Source organism: Xanthomonas rydalmerensis (genome assembly GCF_033170385.1).
Classification (GTDB): domain Bacteria; phylum Pseudomonadota; class Gammaproteobacteria; order Xanthomonadales; family Xanthomonadaceae; genus Xanthomonas_A; species Xanthomonas_A rydalmerensis.
Window position 1 is genome coordinate 375,981 of the sequence record NZ_CP126170.1, and the last position, 21,644, is coordinate 397,624.

The 21,644-nt window shown below is 69.2% G+C and carries 20 protein-coding genes; 13 read left to right on the top strand and 7 right to left on the bottom strand.

Annotated elements, in window-relative coordinates; translation table 11 throughout:
- Positions 1-272 precede the first annotated feature (272 nt).
- Positions 273-1,088 carry an ABC transporter permease gene (locus QN245_RS01635; RefSeq protein ID WP_160964501.1) on the bottom strand — a complete coding sequence of 272 codons (816 nt, stop codon included), beginning with the start codon at positions 1,086-1,088 and terminating at the stop codon, positions 273-275.
- A gap of 19 nt (positions 1,089-1,107) precedes the next feature.
- Positions 1,108-2,109: an ABC transporter ATP-binding protein gene (locus tag QN245_RS01640; protein ID WP_317844381.1), complete on the bottom strand. Its 1,002-nt coding sequence runs from the start codon at positions 2,107-2,109 to the stop codon at positions 1,108-1,110.
- Between the two features lie 137 nt (positions 2,110-2,246).
- On the opposite strand from QN245_RS01640, the gene QN245_RS01645 reads away from it, so the two are divergent.
- From QN245_RS01645 to QN245_RS01675, 7 genes are all read left to right on the top strand, one after another.
- Entirely contained in the window at positions 2,247-2,957 is a 711-nt protein-coding gene (locus QN245_RS01645) for an FAD-binding oxidoreductase (RefSeq protein WP_237475211.1), read from the top strand.
- A gap of 586 nt (positions 2,958-3,543) precedes the next feature.
- Positions 3,544-4,122, top strand: coding sequence for a hypothetical protein (locus tag QN245_RS01650; protein ID WP_317844382.1), 579 nt, complete (start codon positions 3,544-3,546; stop codon positions 4,120-4,122).
- Positions 4,119-4,319, top strand: coding sequence for a helix-turn-helix transcriptional regulator (locus QN245_RS01655; protein WP_160964498.1), 201 nt, complete (start codon positions 4,119-4,121; stop codon positions 4,317-4,319). Before QN245_RS01650 ends, QN245_RS01655 begins: the two co-directional genes overlap by 4 nt.
- A gap of 90 nt (positions 4,320-4,409) precedes the next feature.
- On the top strand, positions 4,410-5,924 hold the full coding sequence (locus QN245_RS01660; protein ID WP_184449931.1) for an alpha/beta fold hydrolase: 1,515 nt from the start codon (positions 4,410-4,412) through the stop codon (positions 5,922-5,924).
- 31 nt (positions 5,925-5,955) lie between these two features.
- On the top strand, positions 5,956-6,702 hold the full coding sequence (locus QN245_RS01665; protein WP_160964494.1) for an ABC transporter ATP-binding protein: 747 nt from the start codon (positions 5,956-5,958) through the stop codon (positions 6,700-6,702).
- The gene (locus tag QN245_RS01670; RefSeq protein WP_184449934.1) at positions 6,699-7,880 is read left to right on the top strand and encodes an ABC transporter permease; all 1,182 of its coding nucleotides are present in this window, start codon (positions 6,699-6,701) and stop codon (positions 7,878-7,880) included. The genes QN245_RS01665 and QN245_RS01670 overlap by 4 nt, the downstream gene beginning before the upstream one ends.
- Before the next feature lie 142 nt (positions 7,881-8,022).
- A complete protein-coding gene (locus QN245_RS01675) occupies positions 8,023-8,961 on the top strand; it encodes a CPBP family intramembrane glutamic endopeptidase (RefSeq protein WP_317844383.1) in 939 nt (312 codons plus the stop codon).
- A 94-nt stretch (positions 8,962-9,055) separates the two neighbouring features.
- Here the strand turns inward: QN245_RS01675 and QN245_RS01680 are convergent, their stop codons facing one another.
- Both QN245_RS01680 and QN245_RS01685 read right to left on the bottom strand, forming a co-directional pair.
- Positions 9,056-10,060, bottom strand: coding sequence for an energy transducer TonB (locus tag QN245_RS01680; RefSeq protein WP_160964488.1), 1,005 nt, complete (start codon positions 10,058-10,060; stop codon positions 9,056-9,058).
- Positions 10,061-10,231: 171 nt separating this feature from the next.
- Complete coding sequence (locus tag QN245_RS01685; RefSeq protein WP_017908501.1) at positions 10,232-10,840, bottom strand: TIGR00645 family protein; 609 nt, start codon at positions 10,838-10,840, stop codon at positions 10,232-10,234.
- A gap of 113 nt (positions 10,841-10,953) precedes the next feature.
- Here QN245_RS01685 and QN245_RS01690 point away from each other — a divergent pair, with 113 nt between their 5' ends.
- The 4 genes from QN245_RS01690 (at position 10,954) to QN245_RS01705 (ending at position 16,627) form a co-directional block, all read left to right on the top strand.
- Entirely contained in the window at positions 10,954-11,643 is a 690-nt protein-coding gene (locus QN245_RS01690; protein ID WP_184449937.1) for a glutathione binding-like protein, read from the top strand.
- A 70-nt stretch (positions 11,644-11,713) separates the two neighbouring features.
- A complete protein-coding gene (locus QN245_RS01695; RefSeq protein WP_317844384.1) occupies positions 11,714-13,945 on the top strand; it encodes a S9 family peptidase in 2,232 nt (743 codons plus the stop codon).
- A 46-nt stretch (positions 13,946-13,991) separates the two neighbouring features.
- Positions 13,992-14,573, top strand: coding sequence for a cytochrome c oxidase assembly factor Coa1 family protein (locus QN245_RS01700; protein WP_317844385.1), 582 nt, complete (start codon positions 13,992-13,994; stop codon positions 14,571-14,573).
- Between the two features lie 248 nt (positions 14,574-14,821).
- The gene (locus QN245_RS01705) at positions 14,822-16,627 is read left to right on the top strand and encodes a DUF885 domain-containing protein (protein ID WP_317844386.1); all 1,806 of its coding nucleotides are present in this window, start codon (positions 14,822-14,824) and stop codon (positions 16,625-16,627) included.
- Between the two features lie 45 nt (positions 16,628-16,672).
- On the opposite strand, the gene QN245_RS01710 is transcribed toward QN245_RS01705, so the two are convergent.
- Together QN245_RS01710 and QN245_RS01715 are read right to left on the bottom strand one after the other, a co-directional pair.
- Positions 16,673-17,044: a hypothetical protein gene (locus QN245_RS01710; RefSeq protein WP_184449945.1), complete on the bottom strand. Its 372-nt coding sequence runs from the start codon at positions 17,042-17,044 to the stop codon at positions 16,673-16,675.
- A 283-nt stretch (positions 17,045-17,327) separates the two neighbouring features.
- Positions 17,328-17,792, bottom strand: coding sequence for a hypothetical protein (locus tag QN245_RS01715; RefSeq protein WP_317844387.1), 465 nt, complete (start codon positions 17,790-17,792; stop codon positions 17,328-17,330).
- 1,163 nt (positions 17,793-18,955) lie between these two features.
- On the opposite strand from QN245_RS01715, the gene QN245_RS01720 reads away from it, so the two are divergent.
- Together QN245_RS01720 and hemB are read left to right on the top strand one after the other, a co-directional pair.
- Positions 18,956-19,204 (top strand): hypothetical protein, encoded by a 249-nt coding sequence (locus tag QN245_RS01720; RefSeq protein WP_010340624.1) that lies wholly within the window; start codon positions 18,956-18,958, stop codon positions 19,202-19,204.
- 205 nt (positions 19,205-19,409) lie between these two features.
- Complete coding sequence (gene hemB, locus QN245_RS01725; RefSeq protein ID WP_160964472.1) at positions 19,410-20,402, top strand: porphobilinogen synthase; 993 nt, start codon at positions 19,410-19,412, stop codon at positions 20,400-20,402.
- A gap of 199 nt (positions 20,403-20,601) precedes the next feature.
- Here the strand turns inward: hemB and QN245_RS01730 are convergent, their stop codons facing one another.
- Entirely contained in the window at positions 20,602-21,591 is a 990-nt protein-coding gene (locus QN245_RS01730; RefSeq protein ID WP_317844388.1) for an NAD-dependent epimerase/dehydratase family protein, read from the bottom strand.
- Between the last annotated feature and the right edge of the window lie 53 nt (positions 21,592-21,644).

Consider the following 21,644-nt stretch of genomic DNA (forward strand, 5'->3'; position numbering starts at 1 on the left):
ACGCGCGGGGCGGGGTGACCGCGGGCGGCCGGCGACGCGGGACGAGACAGTCGGCAATGTGTATCGATGCGGAGCAAGGCAGATGCGCTTGCTTCGGTCGGGCCGGTAAGGCCGCAGCATCGAATGGCGGGTGACCTGCCGCCACGCTGCTTGCAGTCAGAGGAACCGGGCGGACACGGGACGCATCCAGCGGCCCCGGCGCCTGGATGCGTCGGGCATGCGAAGGCGTGGAACCCCTGGACGCCGGGGTAGTGCGGAGAGCACGCGGGGCGTCAGCTCCGCAACCCCACCCCGCGCCGCAGCAGCCACAGCGCCAGCGCCGACAGCACCGCGACGAAGCCCAGCATCAGGCTGTAGGCCACCCACACCGGCACGTCGCTGCTGCCGAGCAGGCCGTAGCGGAAGGCGTTGACCATGTAGAAGATGGGGTTGGCGTGGGTCGCGGCCTCGGCCCAGCCGGGCAGCAGCTTGACCGAATAGAACACGCCGCCCAGATAGGTCAGCGGGGTCAGGATGAAGGTCGGCACGATCGCCACGTCGTCGAACTTCTTCGCGTAGACCGCGTTGATGAAGCCGGCCAGGGAGAAGATGGTCGCGCCCAGCAGCACCGTCGTCAGGGTCACCAGCGGGTGCGGGATGCGCACCGGGGTGAAGAACATGGCGATGATCAGCACGATCACGCCGACCATCAGCCCGCGCAGCACGGCGCCGGCGACGTAGCCCCACAGGATCACCCAGTTGGGCATGGGGCTGACCAGCAGTTCCTCGACGTGGCGGCCGAACTTGGCGCCGAAGAAGCTGGAACTGATGTTGCCGTAGCTGTTCTGGATCACGCTCATCATCACCAGGCCGGGGACGATGAATTGCATGTAGCTGTAGCCGCCCATGTCGCCCACGCGCGAGCCGATCAGGCCGCCGAAGATCAGGAAGTACAGGGTCATGGTGATCGCCGGCGGCACCAGGGTCTGGCCCCAGATGCGCAGGATGCGCTTGACCTCGCGGCGCACGATGGTGCCCAGCGCGACCCAGTTGCGCTGGGCCGGGGTGGCGTCGGAAACGGGGAGGGTGGAATCGGTCTGGGTGGTCATGGTCGTCGCCGTGGGGGCATCAGGGAGTGGCGGGCGGCGGCGTGGCGCCGGCGCTGGCCGTGGCGGCGTCGCGGTGCTCGCCGGTGAGGCGCACGAACAGTTCTTCCAGGCGATTGCTCTTGGTGCGCATGGAGCGCACGCGGATGCCGGCGTCGCCCAGTGCGGCGAACACGCGGTTGAGGTCCATCGCCCGCGGCATGTCCAGGTCCAGGGTGTGCGCGTCCTGGGCGAGCAGGGTGGTGCCTTCGATCGCCGGCAACTGCGCCGGCAGCTCGCCGTCGATGTCCAGCAGGAAGCCTTCCACGTCCAGCTTGGCCAGCAGTTCGCGCATCGGTCCCTGTTCGACGATGCGGCCGCGGTCGATGATCGCCAGGTTGCGGCACAGGCTCTCCGCTTCCTCCAGGTAGTGCGTGGTGAGGATGATGGTGGTGCCGGCGGCGTTGATCTCGCGCAGCACGCGCCACATGTCGCGGCGGATCTCGATGTCCACGCCGGCGGTGGGTTCGTCCAGGATCAGCAGGCGCGGCCGGGTCATCATCGCGCGGGCGATCATCAGCCGCCGCTTCATGCCGCCGGACAGGGTGCGGCTCATCACCTGGGCCTTCTCCCACAGGTGCGCGCGCTTGAGTTCCACTTCGGCCAGGCGCTCGGCCTCGGCGCGCGGCATGCCGTAGAAGCCGGCGTAGTTGACCAGGATGTCGAAGGGCTTCTCGAACAGGTTAAAGTTGATTTCCTGCGGCACCAGGCCGATCAGGCGCATCGCCGTGCTGCGCTGGCTGCTCAGGTCGGTGCCAAACACCTCGACCTGGCCGGCGCTGAGGTTGACCAGCGAACTGATGATGCCGATCAGGGTGGACTTGCCGGCGCCGTTGGGGCCGAGCAGGGCGAAGAAGTCGCCGGGCAGCACGTCCAGCGACACGCCATGCAGGGCCTGCACGCCGTTGTCGTAGGTCTTGCGCAGGTCGCGCACGCGCAGGGCGGGCGCCGGCGTCTGGGAAGAAAGAGCAGGTGCGGGAGTCAAGGCGGGCCTTCGCGCCGCATCGACGGCGCAGGAGAAGTGCAGCCGCTATTATAGAAGACCTCGTGGGGTCGCCCCCGGCCACAGACTGTTGCATCTCCGTGCCTGCCCAATTCCCGCTGAAACTGGTCGACCGCCACATGCTGGCCCCGGCCGTCGGCCACTACCGCTTCGTCCGCGACGACGGCCAACCCCTGCCGTTCGCGCCCGGCCAGTTCGTGCAGGTGCACTTCCACTATGCCGACGGCACGGCGACCAAGCGCAGCTACTCGCTGGCCACCCGCCACGATCCGGCGCAGCCGGCCGACGCCACGGTGGAGATCGCGGTCAGTTTTGTCGCCGGCGGCGCGGCCACGGCGCTGTTCGAGGCGCTGGAGATCGGCGGCCAGGTCTGCGCCAGCGGTCCGTACGGGCGCTTCTGCCTGCAGCCGGGCGACAGCAACCGTCGCTATCTGCTGATCGCCACCGGCACCGGCGTCACCCCGTACCGCTCGATGTTGCCGCTGCTGGAAGCGGCGATGGCCGAGCGCGGCGTGGAGGTGGTGCTGTTGCTGGGCGCGCGGACGCCGGCCGAGCTGCTGTACGGCGACGAGTTCCGCGCCTTCGCCGAGACGCATCCCGGTTTCCGCTTCGTGCCGTGTTTCTCGCGCGAGCTGCCGGAAGCGCCGCATGCCGATGTGCGGCATGGCTACGTGCAGCAGTTCCTCGGTGAATTCGCGCCCCAGGCCGAAGGCGACATCGCTTACCTTTGCGGCAATCCGAACATGGTCGATGCCTGCTTCGACGCGCTGAAGGAGGCTGGCCTGCCGGTGCAGCACATCCGTCGCGAGAAGTACGTCAGCAGCAAGTAGCGGTCGGCGCCGGCGTCCCTCGTAGGAGCGGCTTCAGCCGCGACCGCCTCGCTGGGAAGGTCTGTTGGGGGTGAAGCCGCTTGCTCCATAAATGCCGAGCGCGCTTCGCGCCCGCACCCTCACCCCAACCCCTCTCCCGAGGGGAGAGGGGCTTTGGCTTCTCCCATCTCCCCTCGGGACCATGGCCCCCTTTTTTTTGGGGGGGGTGCTCTCCGCAGGGGCGGATGAGGGACGGCGAAGCCCCGCAATGACCGATCGGCGTGAGCGCTGCGCGCGCCGGACCCTCCGTACCCTCACCCCAACCCCTCTCCCGGAGGGAGAGGGGCTTTGGCTTCTTCCATCGCCCCTCGGGACCATGGCCCCCTTTGGGGGGAAAGTGCTCTCCGCAGGGCGGATGAGAGGTATCCGCATCCGGGCGCCGGCGGGTCCATTGATGCTTTCATCCCGTCTGTAAAGGACGCTTGACAGGCGTTCGCGCGGCGCGCATTCTCCTGTCAAGCGTGCTTGACAGGGGAAAGGTCAACACGACAAGGGGCGCAGCCGGAACGGGCGCCGGATCGGTTGGACTGAGATTGGGGGGCATGGGATGGGCAACTGCAGGCGCAACGCGATCGTGGTGCTGTGCGCGAGTCTGGCGCTGTTGGCGGCGGGGGCCTGGTTGCCGTTCGGCGGCAGCGCCTATCTGCGTGGGGTGTGCATGGGCGTCGGCATCGGCGGCCTGTTCATGGCGGTGTTGCTGTGGTGGTCGCGGGGCAGCCTGTACGACAGCGCGCCGCGGGCGCTGGCGCGGCGCTACTACCGCGAGTTCTTCCCGCCGATGGGGGCCTATGTGGTGGTGATGCTGTTCTGGAAGCGTCTGCTCGACAGCGTCGACGTGCTCTGGCTGCGCGTGGTGGTCGCGCTGCTGCCGGCATTGATGCTGGCGCTGGTGATCCGCGCAGTGGCGCGCTTCGTGCGCGATTCCGATGAAATGCAGCGGCGCATCGAACTGGAGTCCATCGCCATCGCCGCCGGACTGACCTGTGGCGTCTACATGGCGGCCGGGTTCCTGCAGGCGGCGCAGGTGATCGCGCTGTCGGCCTCGAGCGCGATGCTGTGGGTGTTTCCCGCACTGTGCATGACCTATGGGGTGGTCAAGGTCGCGAACGCGCGCCGCTACCAATGAACAGCCGCATCCGCGAACTGCGCGAGGCGCAAGGCTGGTCGCAGGGCGAACTGGGCGAGCGGCTGGGCGTGTCGCGACAGACCATCAATGCGCTGGAGACCGGTAAGTACGATCCGAGCCTGCCGCTGGCGTTCCGTATCGCGCGGTTGTTCGCGCACAGCATCGAGCAGGTGTTCCTGTTCGATGAGGCCGAGTAACCGCGTACTCCGTTCCATGCCCCACCGGGCACCGACGACGCCATGTTCCGGCATGGCATTCTGCAAGCCATGACCTCAAGGATGCGAACCATGCGACACCCTTCCCGGCCGTTCGCCATTGCGGCGGCCACCCTGTTGCTCGCCGCCTGCCAGGCGGCCCAGGCGCCGGCGCCGCAGACGTCCGAACGCAGCTACGGCGCGCTGCGCTTCCACCCGTGCACGCTGACCAATCCGGTGGCCTCCAACAACGTGCCGGCGCAGTGCACGCGCATGGCGGTGGCCGAGAATCCGGCGGCGCCGAACGGCCGCAAGATCGAGCTCAACATCGCCTGGCTGCCGATCACCGGGGAAGGCGGCAGCGACCCGGACCCGGTGTTCTTCCTGGCCGGCGGTCCCGGCCAGGCCGCCACCCAGGTCGCCAGCATCGTCGACATGGCGCTGCGCGAGACACGCAAGCGCCGCGACGTGTTCCTGATCGACCAGCGCGGCACCGGCCAGTCCAATCCGCTGAGCTGCCTGGGCCCGGACGGGAAGGAACTACCGCTGGCCGATCCGGTGCGCGCGCCCACCGCCGCCGAACTGGTCGACTACGCGCGGCGCTGCGCGCAGTCGCTGCAGGGCCGCGCCGACCCGCGCTACTACACCACCACCCAGGCGATCGGCGATCTGGACGCGGTGCGTGCCGCGTTGGGCGTGGACAAGATCAACCTGATCGGCGGCTCCTACGGCACCCGCGTCGCCCAGCAGTACGCGCGTCGCTATGCACCGCACGTGCGCAGCGTGGTCATCGATGGCGTGGCGCCGAACGACCTGGTGGTCGGCGGCGAGTTCGCCAACACCTTCGAGGATGCGATCGCCCTGCAGGCCGAGCAATGCAAGGCCGACGTGGCCTGCGCCAAGCGCTTCCCCACCGATACCCGCGCGCAGCTGCGGGCCGTGGTGGAGCGCCTGCGGCAGGCGCCGGTGGAGGTGGACTACCGCGATCCGGCCAGCGGCCAGAGCCGCCACGATCGCGTCACCGCCGACACCGTCACCAGCCTGGCGTTCTCGTTCTCCTACGCGCCGCAGACCGCGTCGCTGTTGCCGCTGGTGCTGGACGAGGCCGCCAACGGCCGCTACGGGCCGTTGATGTCGCTGGCAAAGATGATGGGCGGGCAGCTGGACGGGCAGATGAACCGCGGCATGCAATGGTCGGTGATCTGCGCCGAGGACGCCGACCGCTATCGTGCGCCGCAGACGCACGACACGCTGCTCGGCCCGGAGGTGGCGCAGATGTTCTTCGCCGCCTGCCCAGCCTGGCCGACCGGCACCCGCCCGGCCGACTTCACCGCGCCGTTCACCTCCAATCTGCCGGTGCTGCTGACCTCCGGCCAGCTGGATCCGGTGACGCCGCCGCGCTACGCCGAGCGCGTGCTGAAGGGCCTGCCCAACGGCCGCCACCTGGTGGTGCGCGGTCAGGGCCACGGCACCATGACCCTGGGCTGCATGCCCAAGCTGCTCGGCCAGTTCTTCGAGACCGCCGACGCCAAGCGCCTCGATGCCACCTGCCTGGACGCGATGAGCGGCGTGCCGGCCTTCACTTCATTCAACGGATGGGAACCATGAGCTGCGCATCGTTCGACAGGGAGGGGCGCGCATGATCGTCGCCGACAATCTGCACAAGGCATTCAAGACCCGCGCCGGCACCGTGCAGGCGGTGCAAGGGGTCAGCTTCCAGGCCGCCGACGGCCAGATCACCGGCCTGCTCGGTCCCAACGGCGCCGGCAAGACCACCACCTTGCGCATGCTGTACACGTTGATGGCGCCGGACCAGGGCCAGGTGCGCGTGGACGGCGTCGACGTGGGCCAGGATCCGATGGCGGTGCGGCGCGCGCTGGGCGTGCTGCCGGATGCGCGCGGCGTGTACAAGCGACTGACCGCGCGCGAGAACATCGCCTACTTCGGCGAGCTGCACGGGCTGTCGTCGGCACGCATCGCCGAGCGCACCCGGCTGCTGTCCAAGGCGCTGGACATGGACGACATCCTCGACCGCCAGACCGAAGGCTTCAGCCAGGGCCAGCGCACCAAGACCGCGATCGCCCGCGCGCTGGTCCACGACCCGCGCAACGTGATCCTGGACGAGCCCACCAACGGCCTGGACGTGATGACCACGCGTGCGCTGCGCGGCTTCCTGCGCGAGCTGCGCGAGGAAGGGCGCTGCGTGATCTTCTCCAGCCACATCATGCAGGAGGTGGCGGCGTTGTGCGATCGCATCGTCATCATCGCCAAGGGCACGGTGGTGGCCGCCGGCACCGCCGACGAACTGCGCGCCCTTACCGGCGAACCCAATCTGGAAGACGCCTTCGTCAAGGCGATCGGCAGCGACGAGGGACTGCACGCATGAGCCTGCTCCGTACTGTATTCACCGTGATGCGCAAGGAATTGCGCGACCTCTCACGCGATCGCCGCACCCTGGCGCTGGCCTTGCTGCTGGGCCCGCTGCTTTACCCGGCGTTGATCCTGGGCATGGGCGCGCTGGCCGAGAGCCGCGTGCGCACCCAGATCGACAAGCCGCTGGACATTCCGGTGATCGGCCGCGAACGCGCGCCGAACCTGGTCGCCTTCCTCGCCGCGCAGGGCCTGAACGCGGTCGCGCCGCCGAAGGACCTGACCGGGGCGATCCGCAGCCAGGACGTGGATCTTGCGCTGAAGATCGACGAGGACTACGCCAGCGCCTGGCACGAAGGGCGCCCGGCGCTGGTGGAGATCATCAAGGACAGCACCCGCCGCGACGCCGACATCCCGACCCAGCGGGTGCAGGCCGCGTTGAGCATGTATGGCCAGCAGGTCGGTGCCTTGCGCCTGCTGGCGCGCGGCATCGATTCGCAGGTGTCGCGACCGCTCGACGTGGCGTTGCAGGACCTGGCCACGCCCGAGGCCAAGCGCGGCGCGTTGCTGGCGATGCTGCTGCCGGTGTTGCTGACCATCACCTCGTTCATCGGCGGTGCCTACCTGATCCTCGACGCCACCGCCGGCGAACGCGAGCGGCAATCGCTGGAGCCGCTGTTGGCCACGCCGGCCTCGCGCAGCGCCATCGTCAGCGGCAAGATCGCCGCGGCGTGCGTGGTCGGCCTGGTGTCGCTGCTGCTGACCCTGCTCGCGTTCAAGCTCAGCGCGCAGGTGGCCAGCGGCATCGGCCGCCAGCTCAACGTCAGTTTCGTGGCGATGCTGCAGATGCTGTTCGTGCTGCTGCCGATGCTGTTCATCGGCACCTCGCTGCTGACCTATCTGGCAGCCTCGGCCAAGAGCATGAAGGAAGCGCAGAGCCACATGACCTGGCTGATGCTGCTGCCGATGCTGCCCGGCTATGCGTTGATGGTGTATCCGCTGAAGACCACGCTGTGGCAGTTCGCGGTGCCGTTCCTGGCGCAGAACCAGATGCTGATGAAGATCATCCGCCGCGAAACGATCGATCCGCAGATCTGGGCGGTGTACCTGCTCACCGGCTTCGGCCTGGCCGCGGTGCTGTGGCTGGCGGCGGTGCGCCGCTACCGGCAGGAGCAGTTGGCGATTTCCAGCTGAGCAGGAGGCAGCGCGCGGGCTGGTCCACGCGCTGCATGCCCGTCGTCGCGACGCTGCGCCGGGAATGCGATCGTGATGCACACTGCCTGCACGCGCGGCGGATGCGTCCGCCTTTTCGACGTCCCTCCGCAGCGAGTCTTGCATGTCTCCCGATCCACGCGTTGACACCGGAGTGACCGCGACCGCGGGCACGCGCCTGCTGGTACTGGGCCAGGCGCGTATCCTGCAGCCGGGGAGGGTGCGCTGGTTGAGGGCGGTGGCCTGGGCAATCGCGTTGCTCGCGCTGATGGTGGTCGTGGCAACGGCGATGCCGCTGCTGTGCGCCAGGCTGCTTCCGCCGGGTGCAGAGCGCATCGCGCCATATGCCACGGCATTGACGGCCGCCATCCTCTACGCAGTGGCGGTCCGCCTGGGCGAGCGGCGCTGGCCGGCAGAACTCGCCTGGCGCGCGGCGCCGTCGCAGTTGGCCCTTGGCCTGTTGCTGGGCGCGGCGATGTTCGCGGCGGTGATGGCGCTCATGGCGGCCTTCGGCGTGTACGCGATCCGCTGGAGCGGGCCGGCGCCGGCGTGGGGCGCGCTCGGCAAGGCGCTGCAGGCCGGCGTGGTGGAGGAGCTGATGCTGCGCGCGATCCTGCTGCGGCTGCTGTGGCGCGCGTTCGGGCCATGGCTGGCGTTCGCACTGTCGGCGGCGCTGTTCGGCCTGGCCCATCTCGGCAATCCGAACGCGAGCGTGTTCGCCGCGCTCTGCATCGCGGCGGAGGCGGGCATCATGCTGGGCGCCTTCTACGTGCTCACCGGCCGGCTCTGGGTCTCCATCGGCGTGCATGCGGCCTGGAACTTCACCCAGGGCTATCTGTTCGGCGCGGCGGTGTCGGGGACCGACATGGGGCCGGCGATCGCGCGCAGCACGGCGCAGGCCGGGGTGCCGGACTGGCTGAGTGGGGGCGCGTTCGGACCGGAGGCCTCGCTGCCGGGCCTGCTGGTATGCACGGTGGTGGGCGCGATCGCGACCTGGGTGGCCTGGCGCAAGGGGCGCTTCGGCACGTCGGCCCGCAATGCGGGCATGACACCGACGTCCTGATCGTTCCGATCGACGTGTTGCGGTCGGCGCCAGGTTGCGCCGAGGCGTTCGCTGCGCGCCCGGCCACTGCCGGGCACGCGTGGTGTTGCGAGGCTCAGCCGCCGGGATTGAACGCCAGCGTGCGGCGGGTGGTCACCGGCGCGCCGACCGGTTCGAAGCGCCAGCGCTTGGTGGCGTTCAGCGCCTCGCGGTCGAACACCCGCGGCGGCGTGGAACGCAGCACGCGGGCATTGGTGACCGCGCCGTCGGTACCCACGGTGATCTCCACCAGCACTTCGCCGGCCGTGCCCGAGCGCAGCGCTTCGGGCGGGTAGCGCGGGGCCGGGGTGCTGATCGGGCGCAGGGTCTGTGCCGTGGCCGCCGGCGCGGCCGCGGGTGCGGCAGCCGGTGCCGGCGTCGGTTGCGCGGTGGCGGCGGGCGTGGCGGGACGCGCAGCGGCCTGGCGTTCGGCTTCCTGGCGTGCGCTCTCGCGGCGCGCGGCTTCCTGCTGTGCGGCGATCTGCTGCGCCGCCTGCGCCTCGCTGGCCTGCTGCTGCGCCTGCTTCTGTTGCTCGGCCGCCAGCTTGGCCTTCTGCTCGGCGTCTTTCTTGGCCTTGTCGGTCTCGTCCTGGCCGCGCTGGGCCACGGCCTCCATGCCCTTACTCACGCCCTGCTTGAGCCGCGGCAAGGCCGGCGCCTGCGGGTCCATCTTCTCGATCAGGCCGATCAGGCGCTGCGCTTCCGGGAAATCCTCGCGGTTGATGCTCTGCTCGGCGGCGATCAGCGTGTACGGCATCAGGTCGGTCAGCGCGCTCTTGACCCCGGCGTCGTCCGGCTGCTTGTCGCGCAGCGCCAGGTAGTACTCGACCGCGTTGTTGCCGGCCGGCGCGTACATGCGGTTCTCGCGCAGCGCCTGGCTGGCCGAGTCGTGCAACTGTTCGGTGCCCATCGACTGGACCTTGGCCGAGACCGCTGGCGTTGCCGGTGCATTGGCCGCGGTAGTGGCCGGTGCGGCGCTGGGTGGCGCGGCCTCCTCCTGCTTGGAGCAGGCCGCCAGCGCGGCCAGCAACAGGACGGGCGCGACACGGCGCGCCTTGGCGAGTGTGGTGAGTTGCGACATGCGTCCCCCTGAATCCCCGGTGTTGGCAATCAACGATGCGACGGCGGTGCGTTCGCGGTGCTGCGGCCCCCATGCCGCCAGCGCACCCCATCGGTCAATCTAGCATCCGCGGCCGCCGCGTGCGTGGCAGCCGCTGCCATGCGGCAAAAAGCGTGACGCTGCGCGTGTCGGTCAGTGTGCCGGCCGCGCCGGCGCGGACGCGGACATGATCCGGTCGGTCCAGGCGATGCCGATCGCCGACAGGATGAAGATGCCATGGATGATGGTCTGCCACAGCACGCCGGTGGCGGTCAGCGTCGCGCAGCTCTTCAGGTCCACCGTGCCCACGGCGCTGGCCAGTTGCTCCGGCGAGCACATCGGCATGCCGCCGAGCGCGCCGACTGCGATGAAGGTCTTGAGCAGGTGGATCGAGGAGATGCCGATGATCGACAGCGCCAGCTTGACCTTGAGCACGCTGGCGTTGACGTGGCTCAGCCACTCCGGCTGGTCCGGGTGGCCTTCCAGGCCCAGCCGCGACACGAAGGTCTCGTAGCCGCCGACGATCACCATCACCAGCAGGTTGGAGATCATCACCACGTCGATCAGGCCGAGCACGATCAGCATGATCTGCTGTTCGCCCAGGCTCGGCGCCTCGTGGATCAGGTGCCACAGCTCCTTGCCGAACAGGAACACGTAGACGCCCTGGGCCACGATCAGTCCCAGGTACAGCGGCAACTGCAGCCAGCGCGAGGCGAAGATCAGGTTGGACAGGGGATGCAGGCGGGGCCGCTCGGGAGTCATGGCGTGGTCTGGAATGCTGCGTTGCGGGAGCGGCCAGGGTACCCGGCCGGCGGTGACACTGCCAAGCCGGGGGGCGCCGCTACACTCGAAGGTCCCTGTCCCGGAGCGCCGCCATGATCGATTTCTACTACTGGCCCACCCCCAATGGCCACAAGGTCACCCTGTTTCTCGAGGAGGCCGGGCTGGACTACACGCTCAAGCCGGTCAACATCGGCGCAGGCGAGCAGTTCGCGCCCGCATTCCTGGCGATCTCGCCGAACAACAAGATGCCGGCCATCGTCGACCATGCTCCGGCCGACGGTGGCGCGCCGCAGAGCGTGTTCGAGTCCGGCGCCATCCTGCTGTACCTGGCCGAGAAGACCGGCCGCTTCCTGCCGGCCGATCCGCGCGGGCGCGTGGTCGCGCTGGAGTGGCTGTTCTGGCAGATGGCCGGCCTCGGCCCGATGACCGGGCAGATGGGCCACTTCAACGTCTATGCGCCGGAGAAGATCGGCTATGCGATCGAGCGCTACGGCAACGAGGTGCGGCGCCTGCACGGCGTGCTGGACAAGCGTTTGGCGCACAGCGCCTACCTGGCCGGCGACGACTACGGCATTGCCGACATGGCCAGCTACCCGTGGATCGAGGTGTACCCCGGCCTGACCCCCGACTACGCCGCCTTCCCGCACCTCAAGCGCTGGCACGACGCCATCGCCGCACGCCCGGCTACCCAGCGCGCCTACGCATTGAAGGAGCAGGTGAACCCGAACGCCGGCAAGCCGCTCAGCGACGCCGAGCGCAAGCACCTGTTCGGGCAGCGCTGAGCCGGCGCGCTTCTCAAATCCCGGGCGCACGCGCATCATCCGTGCGCTCGGTGCTCCATCAGGAACCTTCATGCGCTCTCTGTTCGCCGCTCTCGCCCTCATGCTCGCCACGCCCATCGTTCCCGCCCACGCCGAGAAACTGACCCTGGAGGCCATCACCGGCAGCAAGCCGCTGTCCGGGCCGACCCTGATGAAGCCCAAGGTGGCGCCGGACGGCTCGCGGGTGACCTTCCTGCGCGGCAAGGACAGCGACCGCAACCAATTGGATCTGTGGGAATACGACATCGCCAGCGGGCAGACCCGCATGCTGGTGGATTCCAAGCTGGTGCTGCCCGGTACCGAGACCCTGAGCGACGAGGAGAAGGCGCGCCGCGAGCGCCAGCGCATCGCCGCCTACACCGGCATCGTCGAATACCAGTGGGCGCCGGACGCGCAGGCGTTGCTGTTCCCGCTCGGCGGCGAGTTGTACCTGTACGACCTGCGCAAGACCGGCAGCGCCGCGGTGCGCAAGCTGACCCACGGCGAAGGCTTCGTCACCGATCCGAAGATCTCGCCCAAGGGCGGCTACGTCAGCTTCGTGCGCGGGCGCAACCTGTGGGTGATCGACCTGGCCAGCGGCCAGCAGCACCAGCTCACCCGCGACGGCAGCGAGACCATCGGCAACGGTGTGGCCGAGTTCGTCGCCGACGAGGAAATGGACCGCCACACCGGCTACTGGTGGGCACCGGACGATTCGGCGATCGCCTTCGCGCGCATCGACGAAACCGAGGTGCCGGTGCAGAAGCGCCCGGAGGTCTATGCCGACCATACCGAGGTGGTGGAGCAGCGCTATCCGCAGGCCGGCCAGCCCAACGTGAAGGTCCAGCTCGGCACGATCGCACCGCGCGCCGGCGCGCAGCCGCAGTGGATCGACCTGGGCAAGAACCCGGACATCTACCTGGCGCGGGTGGACTGGCGCGATCCGCAGCGGCTGACCTTCCAGCGCCAGTCGCGCGATCAGAAGCGCCTGGAGCTGATCGAGGCGACCCTGGCCAACGGCAAGCAGCGCGTGCTGATCACCGAGACCAGCCCGACCTGGGTGCCGCTCACCTACGACCTGCACTTCCTCAAGGACGGGCGCTTCGTCTGGGGCTCGGAGCGCAGCGGCTACGAACATCTGTACCTGGCCTCGGAAGACGGCCGCACGCTGCGTCCGCTGACCCAGGGCGAGTGGGTGGTGGACGAGTTGCTGGCAGTGGACGAGGCCGCCGGCAAGGTCTATTTCTCCGCGACCAAGGAGTCGCCGACCCAGACCCAGCTCTACGCCGTACCGCTGGCCGGCGGTGCGATCGAGAAGCTGTCCAAGCCCAACGGCACGCATGCCGCCAGCTTCGCCAAGAACGCCAGCGTCTATGTCGACAGCTGGTCCAACACCACCACGCCGCCGCAGATCGAGCTGTTCCGCGCCAATGGCGAAAAGATCGCCACCCTGCTGGTCAACGACCTGGCCGATCCGCAGCATCCCTATGCGGCCTACCGTGAGGCGCAGCGTCCGGTCGAGTTCGGCACCATGACCGCCGCCGACGGCAAGACCCAGCTGCACTATCGGCTGATGAAGCCGGACGGGTTCGATCCGGGCAAGCGCTACCCGGTGGTGGTCTACGTGTACGGCGGCCCGGCCGCGCAGACCGTGGTCGACGGCTGGCCCGGTCGCGGCGATGCGCTGTTCGACCAGTACCTGGCCCAGCACGGCTATGTGGTGTTCTCGCTGGACAACCGCGGTACGCCGCGCCGCGGCCGCGATTTCGGCGGCGCGCTGTACCAGCACCAGGGCACCGTGGAAGTGGACGACCAGTTGCGCGGCGTGGCCTGGCTGAAGGCGCAGCCGTGGGTGGATGCGGCGCGCATCGGCGTGTACGGCTGGTCCAACGGCGGCTACATGACCCTGATGCTGCTGGCCAAGCACAGCGAGGCCTATGCCTGCGGCGCCGCCGGCGCGCCGGTCACCGACTGGGGCCTGTACGACAGCCACTACACCGAGCGCTACATGAACCTGCCCAAGGCCAATCCCGACGGCTACCGCGACAGCCGCGTGGCCGCGCACCTGGACGGGCTGACCTCGCAACTGCTGTTGCTGCACGGCATGGCCGACGACAACGTGCTGTTCACCAATTCCACCTCGCTGATGAGCGAATTGCAGAAGCGCGGCAAGCTGTTCGAGCTGATGACCTATCCGGGCGCCAAGCACGGCCTGTCCGGCAGCAACGCACTGCATCGCTATCGCACCACCGAAGCCTTCCTGGCGCGCTGCCTCAAGCCCTGAGCGCGCCGTTTCGTATCTTCGATTTCGCACGACAAGGAGTGACGTCATGTCGAGTCCGCCGCCGCTGCCCGGCACGCCCGGTCCCACCTCCACCACGGCGCTGCCACCGGTCAAGCGCGGCTGGTGGGCGCGCCACTGGAAGTGGGCGGTGCCGCTGATCGTGCTGGTGCTCGGCGCCCTGCTGCTGGCGTCGATCGTGGTGTTCGTGCTCGGCATCGCGCGCGTCACCAAGTCGTCCGAGCCGTACCGGGTCGGCGTGATGGCCGCACAACACGATCCGCGCGTGGCGGCCGCGCTGGGCGCGCCGATCAAGGACGGCATCATGCCCAGCGGCAGCTTCAACAGCAGCGGCGGTGGAAGCGGCAATGCCGAGCTGAGCGTGTCGCTGCACGGCAGCCGCGCCAACGGCACCCTCTACATCGAAGCCGAGCGTCATGCGGGCGAGTGGCACTACACCACCTTGCAGGTACTGCCGGATGCGGGCGAGGCGATCCCGCTGCTCGATGCACTCGGGCAGGGCGATGAGGCCGACGACGAGGAAGCGGATGGCATGGCGGTCGAGGCGCCGCCGGTGCCCGCAACGAACGCAGACCACGCCACGCCGGCCGAGGACGCCGCAACCAAGTAAGCGGCGGCGAACGTTCTCTGCCGTCTTTGTCGTTGCGAGGTGCATGGCGCCATGGGCGTGGGACCGTTGTATCGCCCGTGTCCGCAGTGATGCACTCCGAATTGCCATCACTGCACGCGCGCTGCGCCGGCTGCAATGCAGGACCGCCCATATGCTGCACCGCCGCGTGGTGGCGGCCATGACCTCCGGCAGATGGCCGATCGGCCTGCGCCGCGTACCGTCCTGACATCATCTGTCGGAGCTGCGCCATGAAGCCACGTGTCCTTGCCATCGCCCTGACCCTGGCGCTGGCGGCGCCTTTGCCGTTCCAGGCGCTGGCGGCTCCGGCCGCACCGCCCGTTGCAGCGGCGAAGCGTGCGCCGGCCTGGGTGGAGCGCAGCAATGCGTTTGCGCAGATCCTGCTGCAGGCGCAGGCGCCGTTCCAGGCCGAGGAAGTGAGCTTCTTCGGCGTGCCCGGATTCGACGACCAGGTCTCCGATTTCGGTCCCGACAACCCGCGGCGTTTCCGCGAGGCCACCGCTGCCGCGCGCCGCACGCTGCAGGAAAAGCTGCAGGTGGAGCGCGATCCGAATGTGCGCCAGGATCTGACAATCCTGATCCACGCCGCCGATCAGTCCATCGAAGGCAGCACGCTCAACGAGCGCTTGCTGCTGCCCTGGGCGGATGCGCCGCAGCACGTGTTCGGCGGCATCAACAACCTGTTGTCCGAGCAGGTGCCGGCGGCGCGGCGCGCCAAGGCACTAGTGCGGCTGCAGCGCTACGTCGGCCTGGCGCCGGGCAGCACCTCCAGCCTGCTGCTGGCGCGGCAACGCTACGAAGAAAAGCGCGCTGACGGCAGCCTGCTGCAGCCGACCAAGCGCGAGGTCGAACAGGCCTTGAGCAACGTCGAGACCTACGCCAAGGGCATCCGCGCGCTGTTTGCCGAGTACAAGATCGCCGGCGCAGACGCGGCGCTGGCGGCGATGGACCAGCAGTTCCAGGACTACGCCACCTGGACGCGCAAGGTGGTGCTGCCGCAGGCGCGCGAGGATGCGCGCCTGCCGCCAGAGCTGTATGCGTTCCAGCTCAAGCAGGTGGGCATCGACATCGCACCGCAGGTGCTGATGCAGCGCGCGCAGCTGGAGTTCATGGAAACCCGCGCGACGATGCAGCAGCTGGCGCCGCTGGTGGCCGCCGCCAAGGGCCTGCGCGGCGACGATGCCCGCGACTACCGCACAGTGCTGCGCGCGCTCAAGCGCGACACCATCCCCGACGACAAGCTCGAGGCGCACTACCGCAGCGTCATCGACCGCATCGATCCGATCATCCGCCAGCAGCGCATCGTCGATGTGCCGCGGCGGCCGATGCAGATGCGCCTGGGCTCGCCGGCCGAGAGCGCCGCGCAACCGGCGCCGCATTTCCGCCCGGCACCGCTGGTCGGCAACACCGGCGAGCAGGGCACCTTCGTGCTGCCGCTGGGCAATCCGGACAGCGCCGGCAAGGGCGAGCACTACGACGACTTCAACTTCGGTGCGGCGGCGTGGACGCTGAGCGCGCACGAGGGCCGGCCCGGCCACGAACTGCAGTTCACCGCCATGGTCGAGCGCGGCGTGTCGCTGGCGCGCAGCCTGTTCGCGTTCAACTCGGTCAACGTGGAAGGCTGGGCGCTGTACGCCGAGGCCGAAATGGTGCCGTACGAACCGCTGGACGGGCAGTTGGTGGCCCTGCAGTTCCGCCTGCTGCGCGCGGCGCGGGCCATGCTCGACCCGATGCTCAACCTCGGCCTGATCGACCGCGAGCGTGCGCGCCTGGTGCTGGAGAACGAGGTCGGCCTGTCGCCGGCGATGGCGCGGCAGGAACTGGACCGCTACATGGTGCGCGCACCTGGCCAGGCCGGCAGCTACTTCTACGGCTACAGCCGCATCCTGGAACTGCGCATGCGCACCGAACTGGCGCTGGGCGCCAAGTTCGACCGGCTGAAGTTCAACAACTTCCTGCTGGACCAGGGGCTGCTGCCGCCGGACCAGCTGGCCGCGGCGGTGGACGAGGAGTTCGTGCCGTTACAGCGCAAGTGAGGGCCATCGTGCCGCTGCGGGGACGCGCAGCGGCACCGACAGGAGTCAGTGCGAGTAAGGAACGCGCTCGGGCCGTTGCCGCCCCGTCCAGTCGCTGGCCTTGCCGCCGCCGACCGGGCAAATACGCACGTACTGGTAGACCGCATCTACCGCTTTCTGCGTCCACGGTTTGAAGCATACGTTTCCGACGCAGCAAGGGCCGGTCGACGTCGGCCAAGGACAGTAGCCAGGTACCGCGACCCATACGCCGGCTTGAGGAGTCACCGGCATCCAGTTCTTGTCCTTGCCCTTGCAGCCTTGCGTGCACAAGACGAAGGGGTCGTTGTCGCGACAGGCAAGGTCCTCATAGACCTGCTGCGCCCCAGCGACGCCCTGAAATCCCAGGAACGCAACCAGAATCCATATCCATTGCTTCATCGCACTTCCCTCTGTCGAAAGCGGTCCATCCCAGACGTTCGGACCAAACGTGTCATTGCGGGGCGGGCGATACCCCGAACCCGGCCCCGCGAACGGGCCGTGCCGATTCTGCCCGCAAATAGCTTAGCAAGGGTTTCATCGCGCGAGGGGATGCCGGGCGCCATGGCCCCCAACCCGGTCCATCGGGGCTGGATGCGGAAGATGTGTTCTTGGAAGCCGGGGGTGCGCCAGCGGCGGGCGCCGGCCGGACAGGGTAGCAGGCCGCTGCCCGACCTGACCGGATTCAGTGAACGGGCGGCGGTACAGGCTGCGGGGCAGCCGGCGCCGGCGCCGGTGTTCCCGGCGGCACCCAGATCGCCATGCCGGCGGCGCGCTTCTGCGTAGTGGGGATGCCGATGCCCAGGCCGCCGCCGACGTGGCCGCCGTAGCTGCCCGCGCCGACCGACAGGCCGCCGCCGGAGCGTTGCGAACCCACGCCCATCAGTACCACGCCATTGGCGCCGAGCTTGGCCGCGTCGCGCTTGAGCCGGGCCACCGCCGCGTCGGTCTGGCCCTGGGTGCCGAAGCCGGCCGCGCTGGAGGATTCGAGCTGGGCGATATCCACCGCGCCCGGCGGCGGCGCGGAGTAGATCTGCACCAGTGCCGGGTCGATCGGCGGGCGCGCCGCACCGACCATCACCTTGGAGGAACTGGCGCAGCCGGCCAGGGCCAGCAGCAACGCCAGCGGCAACAACGGTCGGATGTTCATGGCTTTACCCCCGTGTTCGGATCTCACGCGATCATAGGCGGGCCGGGTGAATCGCGCCGAACCCGGCGCCGCCACCCTGGCAGGGCCGCCGTGATCCCCGTGCCAAGAGTCGGGGAGGCCGGGAGGGCAGCACGCCGCCGCGTTGCGCAGTGGCAGGATCGTCAGTGCTCGTAGGGCACGCTTTCCGGACGCCGGCTCGGGTCTGTCCACTCGCCTTGCTTGACGGCGGCAGGGCAGATGTCTTCGTACTGCTTCACGGCCACGATCGCGGTGGGCGTCCACGCGCCGCAGTGCGAGCCGTGCTTGCAGCAGCGGACCGGACTGGGCCGCAAGCAATATCCGGGGTCTGCCTGCCAGGAGCCGCTGATCGGGTCGACCGGCTCCAGTTCTTGTCCACGCCCTTGCAGCCTTGGGTGCAGAACACGAAGGGGGCGTTATCGCGGCACACGAGCTTCTTTTAGACGGGGGCGGCGATGGCGGGGAACGACAGCAGGCAGATCGCGAAAATCCATATCCAGCGCTTCATGGGCTGCTCCGAGATGAAGACGGTCCAGGGTTTCCGTCCCGCATTAAGACGATCCAGTGCGCGCCTCCCCTACCGGATTGCCTGGGTGCTCGGTGTGCGCCGTGACCGTGGATCGGCCGCCATCCGCTGGTCGGATGACAGCGCAGTCCTGTTGCAGCACCTGACACAGGTACGCCGGTCGCCGTAGTTGGTCCTGTCGATGCGCGGCGTGTCTTGGCGTGTCTTCAACACTTCTGGGGCCGCTGTCGCCCCCGGCTCCCGGCGACGTCCAGATCGCCACGCCCGCTGCGCGCATCCGCGTGATGGGGCGCCAATGCTCAGGCCGACACCGACGTGGCCGCCAGCGCTGCCCGCGCCGACCGACAGGCTGCTGCCGCAGCGGTCCGCGTCTACACCCTTCAGGTCCACGCCATTGGTGCCGAGCTTGGCCGCTTCGCGCTTGCGCCGGGCCACCGGGCTTCGGTTCGGTACCGCGTGTGCCGAAATCGGCCGCGTTGGAGTCATCCAGTTGGGCCATCGACCGCCTCCGGCGCCGGCCCCGAATAGACCTGCGCCAGCGCCGCACCGGCCGGCGGTCGCGCCGCGCCGGGCTGCGCAGTGCGCTATGGTGCAGGCTGACATTCGCATGGAGGCCGGCATGGGCCTGATCAGTCTGCTGTGGGGCATCGTGGCGTTGCTGTGGATGATCCTGGCCTTCATCCCGCTGCTCGGCTGGGGCAACTGGTTCCTGATCCCGTTCGCCGCGGTCGGCGCGCTGATCGCCGCGATCGGGTTGCTGTTCACCGCGGCACCCAACCGTGGCCGCGCCAAGACCGGCTTGATGCTCAATGCGCTCGTGATCGTGGTCGGGGTGATCCGGCTGAGCCTGGGAGGCGGGGTGATCTGACGCGCGTGCCGGGCGACCGGCATGCTGTGTTGCAACATCCTGCGCTGCCTGCCGCGCCGGCGGGAGTAACATACCCAGCCGACGGCGCCCGTGCGCGGGCCGCCTTGCGTTCACGCCGGTGCCGGCGGCGCGGCCCGGGTGCCTGGCGGCCTCGGACCGTGCGACTGGCGCGGCCTCCCAGATCCGCCCACCCAGGAGCCTGCACGTGGCCCATCCCCACTATCGTCCCCGGCGCATGCGCCGCGATGCCTTTTCGCGCCGCCTGATGCGCGAGCACACCCTCACCGTCGACGACCTGATCTGGCCGGTGTTCGTGCACGACGTGCCCGGCCGCACGCCGATCGCTTCCATGCCCGGCGTGGAGCGGCTGTCGATCGAGGAACTGCTGAAGGAGGCCGAGGCGGCGCTGGAGCTGGGCATCCCGGTCATCGACCTGTTCCCGGTGATCGACCCGACCGGCAAGTCGCTGGACGCGGCCGAGGCCTGGAACCCGGACGGCCTGGCGCAACGCGCGGTGCGCGCGCTGAAGACGCGCTTCCCGGAGCTGGGAGTGATGACCGACGTGGCGCTGGATCCGTACACCAGCCATGGCCAGGACGGCATCATCGACGACCGCGGCTACGTGCTCAACGACATCACCGTCGAGGCGCTGGTGCAGCAGTCGCTGTCGCATGCGCAGGCCGGCGTGGACATCGTCTCGCCGTCGGACATGATGGACGGGCGCATCGGCGCGATCCGCCGCGCGCTGGATGCCGACGAGCACCTGCACGTGCGCATCATGGCGTACTCGGCCAAGTACGCCTCGGCGTTCTATGGCCCCTTCCGCGAGGCGGTGGGTAGCGCGGGCAACCTCGGCAAGGCCGACAAGACCACCTACCAGATGGACCCGGCCAACGGCGACGAGGCCTTGCGCGAGATCGCCCTGGACCTGGAAGAGGGTGCGGACATGGTGATGGTCAAGCCCGGCATGCCCTACCTGGACGTGGTGCGGCGGGTGAAGGACGAATTCCGCGTGCCCACCTTCGCCTACCAGGTCAGCGGCGAATACGCGATGCTCAAGGCGGCGATCGGCAACGGCTGGCTGGACGAACGCGCCTGCGTGCTGGAGTCGCTGATGGCGTTCAAGCGCGCCGGCGCCGACGGCGTGCTGACCTACTTCGCGCCGCAGGTGGCGCGCTGGCTGCGCGAGGCGCGCTGAGCCAGCGTCTCTCTCTGTCTGTTAGAGCCACCTCAGTCGCGACGTAGCCTTCGAAAAGCGTCGCGACTGAAGTCGCTCCTACACAGCCGTGATCTTGCGATCCATCTGCGTGGCTCTCGTAGGAGCGGCTTCAGCCGCGACCGGGCTTTCCCGTTGCAGCCGGGTCGTGGTTGAAGCCGCACCCGCGCACGCGTCCGCACTACGCCGATGACGTCGCCGCCGGCAAACAACCCAGCCCATGCAGCGTTGCCTCCACCGCCACGTCCAGCGGCGTGTGCGGTTCTTCGCCAAGCAACTCCAGCAGCCGCGCATTGCGCATGCGTAGCGGCTGCCGCCACAGCGGGCGCATCTCGTGCAGTTCGCGCGCCAGCGGCCAGAACGGCAGGGCCAGGGTCAGCAGGGGCCACGGGAAGCGGCGCGTGCGTGGCGACGCCAGGCCATGGCTTTGCGCGACCCGCGCGATCGCCGCGGCCATCTGCGTGCCGTCGGCGTCCCAATGCCCGTCCAGATGCATGCGGGCGAAGGCCGGCAGGCGCGTGCGCTGCTGCAGCAGCGCCAGCATGGTCCGCGCCACGTCCGGCACGTAGGCCCATTGGTGGCCCACGCCCGGATCGCCCGGCAGGGTCACCGTCGCGACCGGCTGTCCCGGCCGCACCAGCCCCTGCGCGAACCAGCTGTTGCCCACGCGCGGGCCGAAGAAGTCGCCGGCACGTACCACGATCGCCCGCGCGCCCTGCGCGGTTGCGGCCTGCAGGCGCCGCTCCAGTTCCACCCGGATCGCACCCTTGCGGGTGAGCGGATGCTGCGGCGCGTCTTCGTCCGGCGCCGGATAGGCATCCGGGCCGTAGTTGTAGACCGTGCCCGGCAGGACCACGGTGGCGCGCTCGGCGATGGCCGCGGCGAGGGTGTTGTCGATCATCGGCAGCACCAGCTCCGACCAGCGCCGGTAGCCGGGCGGATTGACCGCATGCACGATCACCGCGCAGCCCTGCGCCGCCTGCAGCACGTCGGCCCGTTGCAGCGCATCGCCGCGGCGCCAGTGGATGCCGTCGCGCTCCTCGCTGGAGTGGGCGAGGCCGCGCTGCAGGGCGCGCACCTGCCAGCCGGCGTCGCGCAACTGCCGCGCCAGTTCGCCGCCGATACCGCCGCTGGCGCCCAGCACCAGGGCCGTGGAAGAAGATGGGGACATGACAGCGCTCCGTTGAGGTCGGCGGTCAGTGTCGGTGCCGGTACCGCTGAAGA

Coding starts and splice junctions, on each gene's coding strand:
- QN245_RS01705 (WP_317844386.1), top strand. CDS start 14,822: ATGAAGCCACGTGTCCTTGCCATCGCCCTGACCCTGGCGCTGGCGGCG.
- QN245_RS01645 (WP_237475211.1), top strand. CDS start 2,247: ATGCTGGCCCCGGCCGTCGGCCACTACCGCTTCGTCCGCGACGACGGC.
- QN245_RS01720 (WP_010340624.1), top strand. CDS start 18,956: ATGGGCCTGATCAGTCTGCTGTGGGGCATCGTGGCGTTGCTGTGGATG.
- QN245_RS01690 (WP_184449937.1), top strand. CDS start 10,954: ATGATCGATTTCTACTACTGGCCCACCCCCAATGGCCACAAGGTCACC.
- QN245_RS01710 (WP_184449945.1), bottom strand. CDS start 17,044: ATGAAGCAATGGATATGGATTCTGGTTGCGTTCCTGGGATTTCAGGGC.
- QN245_RS01730 (WP_317844388.1), bottom strand. CDS start 21,591: ATGTCCCCATCTTCTTCCACGGCCCTGGTGCTGGGCGCCAGCGGCGGT.
- QN245_RS01665 (WP_160964494.1), top strand. CDS start 5,956: ATGATCGTCGCCGACAATCTGCACAAGGCATTCAAGACCCGCGCCGGC.
- QN245_RS01660 (WP_184449931.1), top strand. CDS start 4,410: ATGCGACACCCTTCCCGGCCGTTCGCCATTGCGGCGGCCACCCTGTTG.
- QN245_RS01635 (WP_160964501.1), bottom strand. CDS start 1,088: ATGACCACCCAGACCGATTCCACCCTCCCCGTTTCCGACGCCACCCCG.
- QN245_RS01670 (WP_184449934.1), top strand. CDS start 6,699: ATGAGCCTGCTCCGTACTGTATTCACCGTGATGCGCAAGGAATTGCGC.
- QN245_RS01715 (WP_317844387.1), bottom strand. CDS start 17,792: ATGAACATCCGACCGTTGTTGCCGCTGGCGTTGCTGCTGGCCCTGGCC.
- QN245_RS01685 (WP_017908501.1), bottom strand. CDS start 10,840: ATGACTCCCGAGCGGCCCCGCCTGCATCCCCTGTCCAACCTGATCTTC.
- QN245_RS01675 (WP_317844383.1), top strand. CDS start 8,023: ATGTCTCCCGATCCACGCGTTGACACCGGAGTGACCGCGACCGCGGGC.
- QN245_RS01655 (WP_160964498.1), top strand. CDS start 4,119: ATGAACAGCCGCATCCGCGAACTGCGCGAGGCGCAAGGCTGGTCGCAG.
- QN245_RS01695 (WP_317844384.1), top strand. CDS start 11,714: ATGCGCTCTCTGTTCGCCGCTCTCGCCCTCATGCTCGCCACGCCCATC.
- QN245_RS01650 (WP_317844382.1), top strand. CDS start 3,544: ATGGGCAACTGCAGGCGCAACGCGATCGTGGTGCTGTGCGCGAGTCTG.
- QN245_RS01700 (WP_317844385.1), top strand. CDS start 13,992: ATGTCGAGTCCGCCGCCGCTGCCCGGCACGCCCGGTCCCACCTCCACC.
- QN245_RS01680 (WP_160964488.1), bottom strand. CDS start 10,060: ATGTCGCAACTCACCACACTCGCCAAGGCGCGCCGTGTCGCGCCCGTC.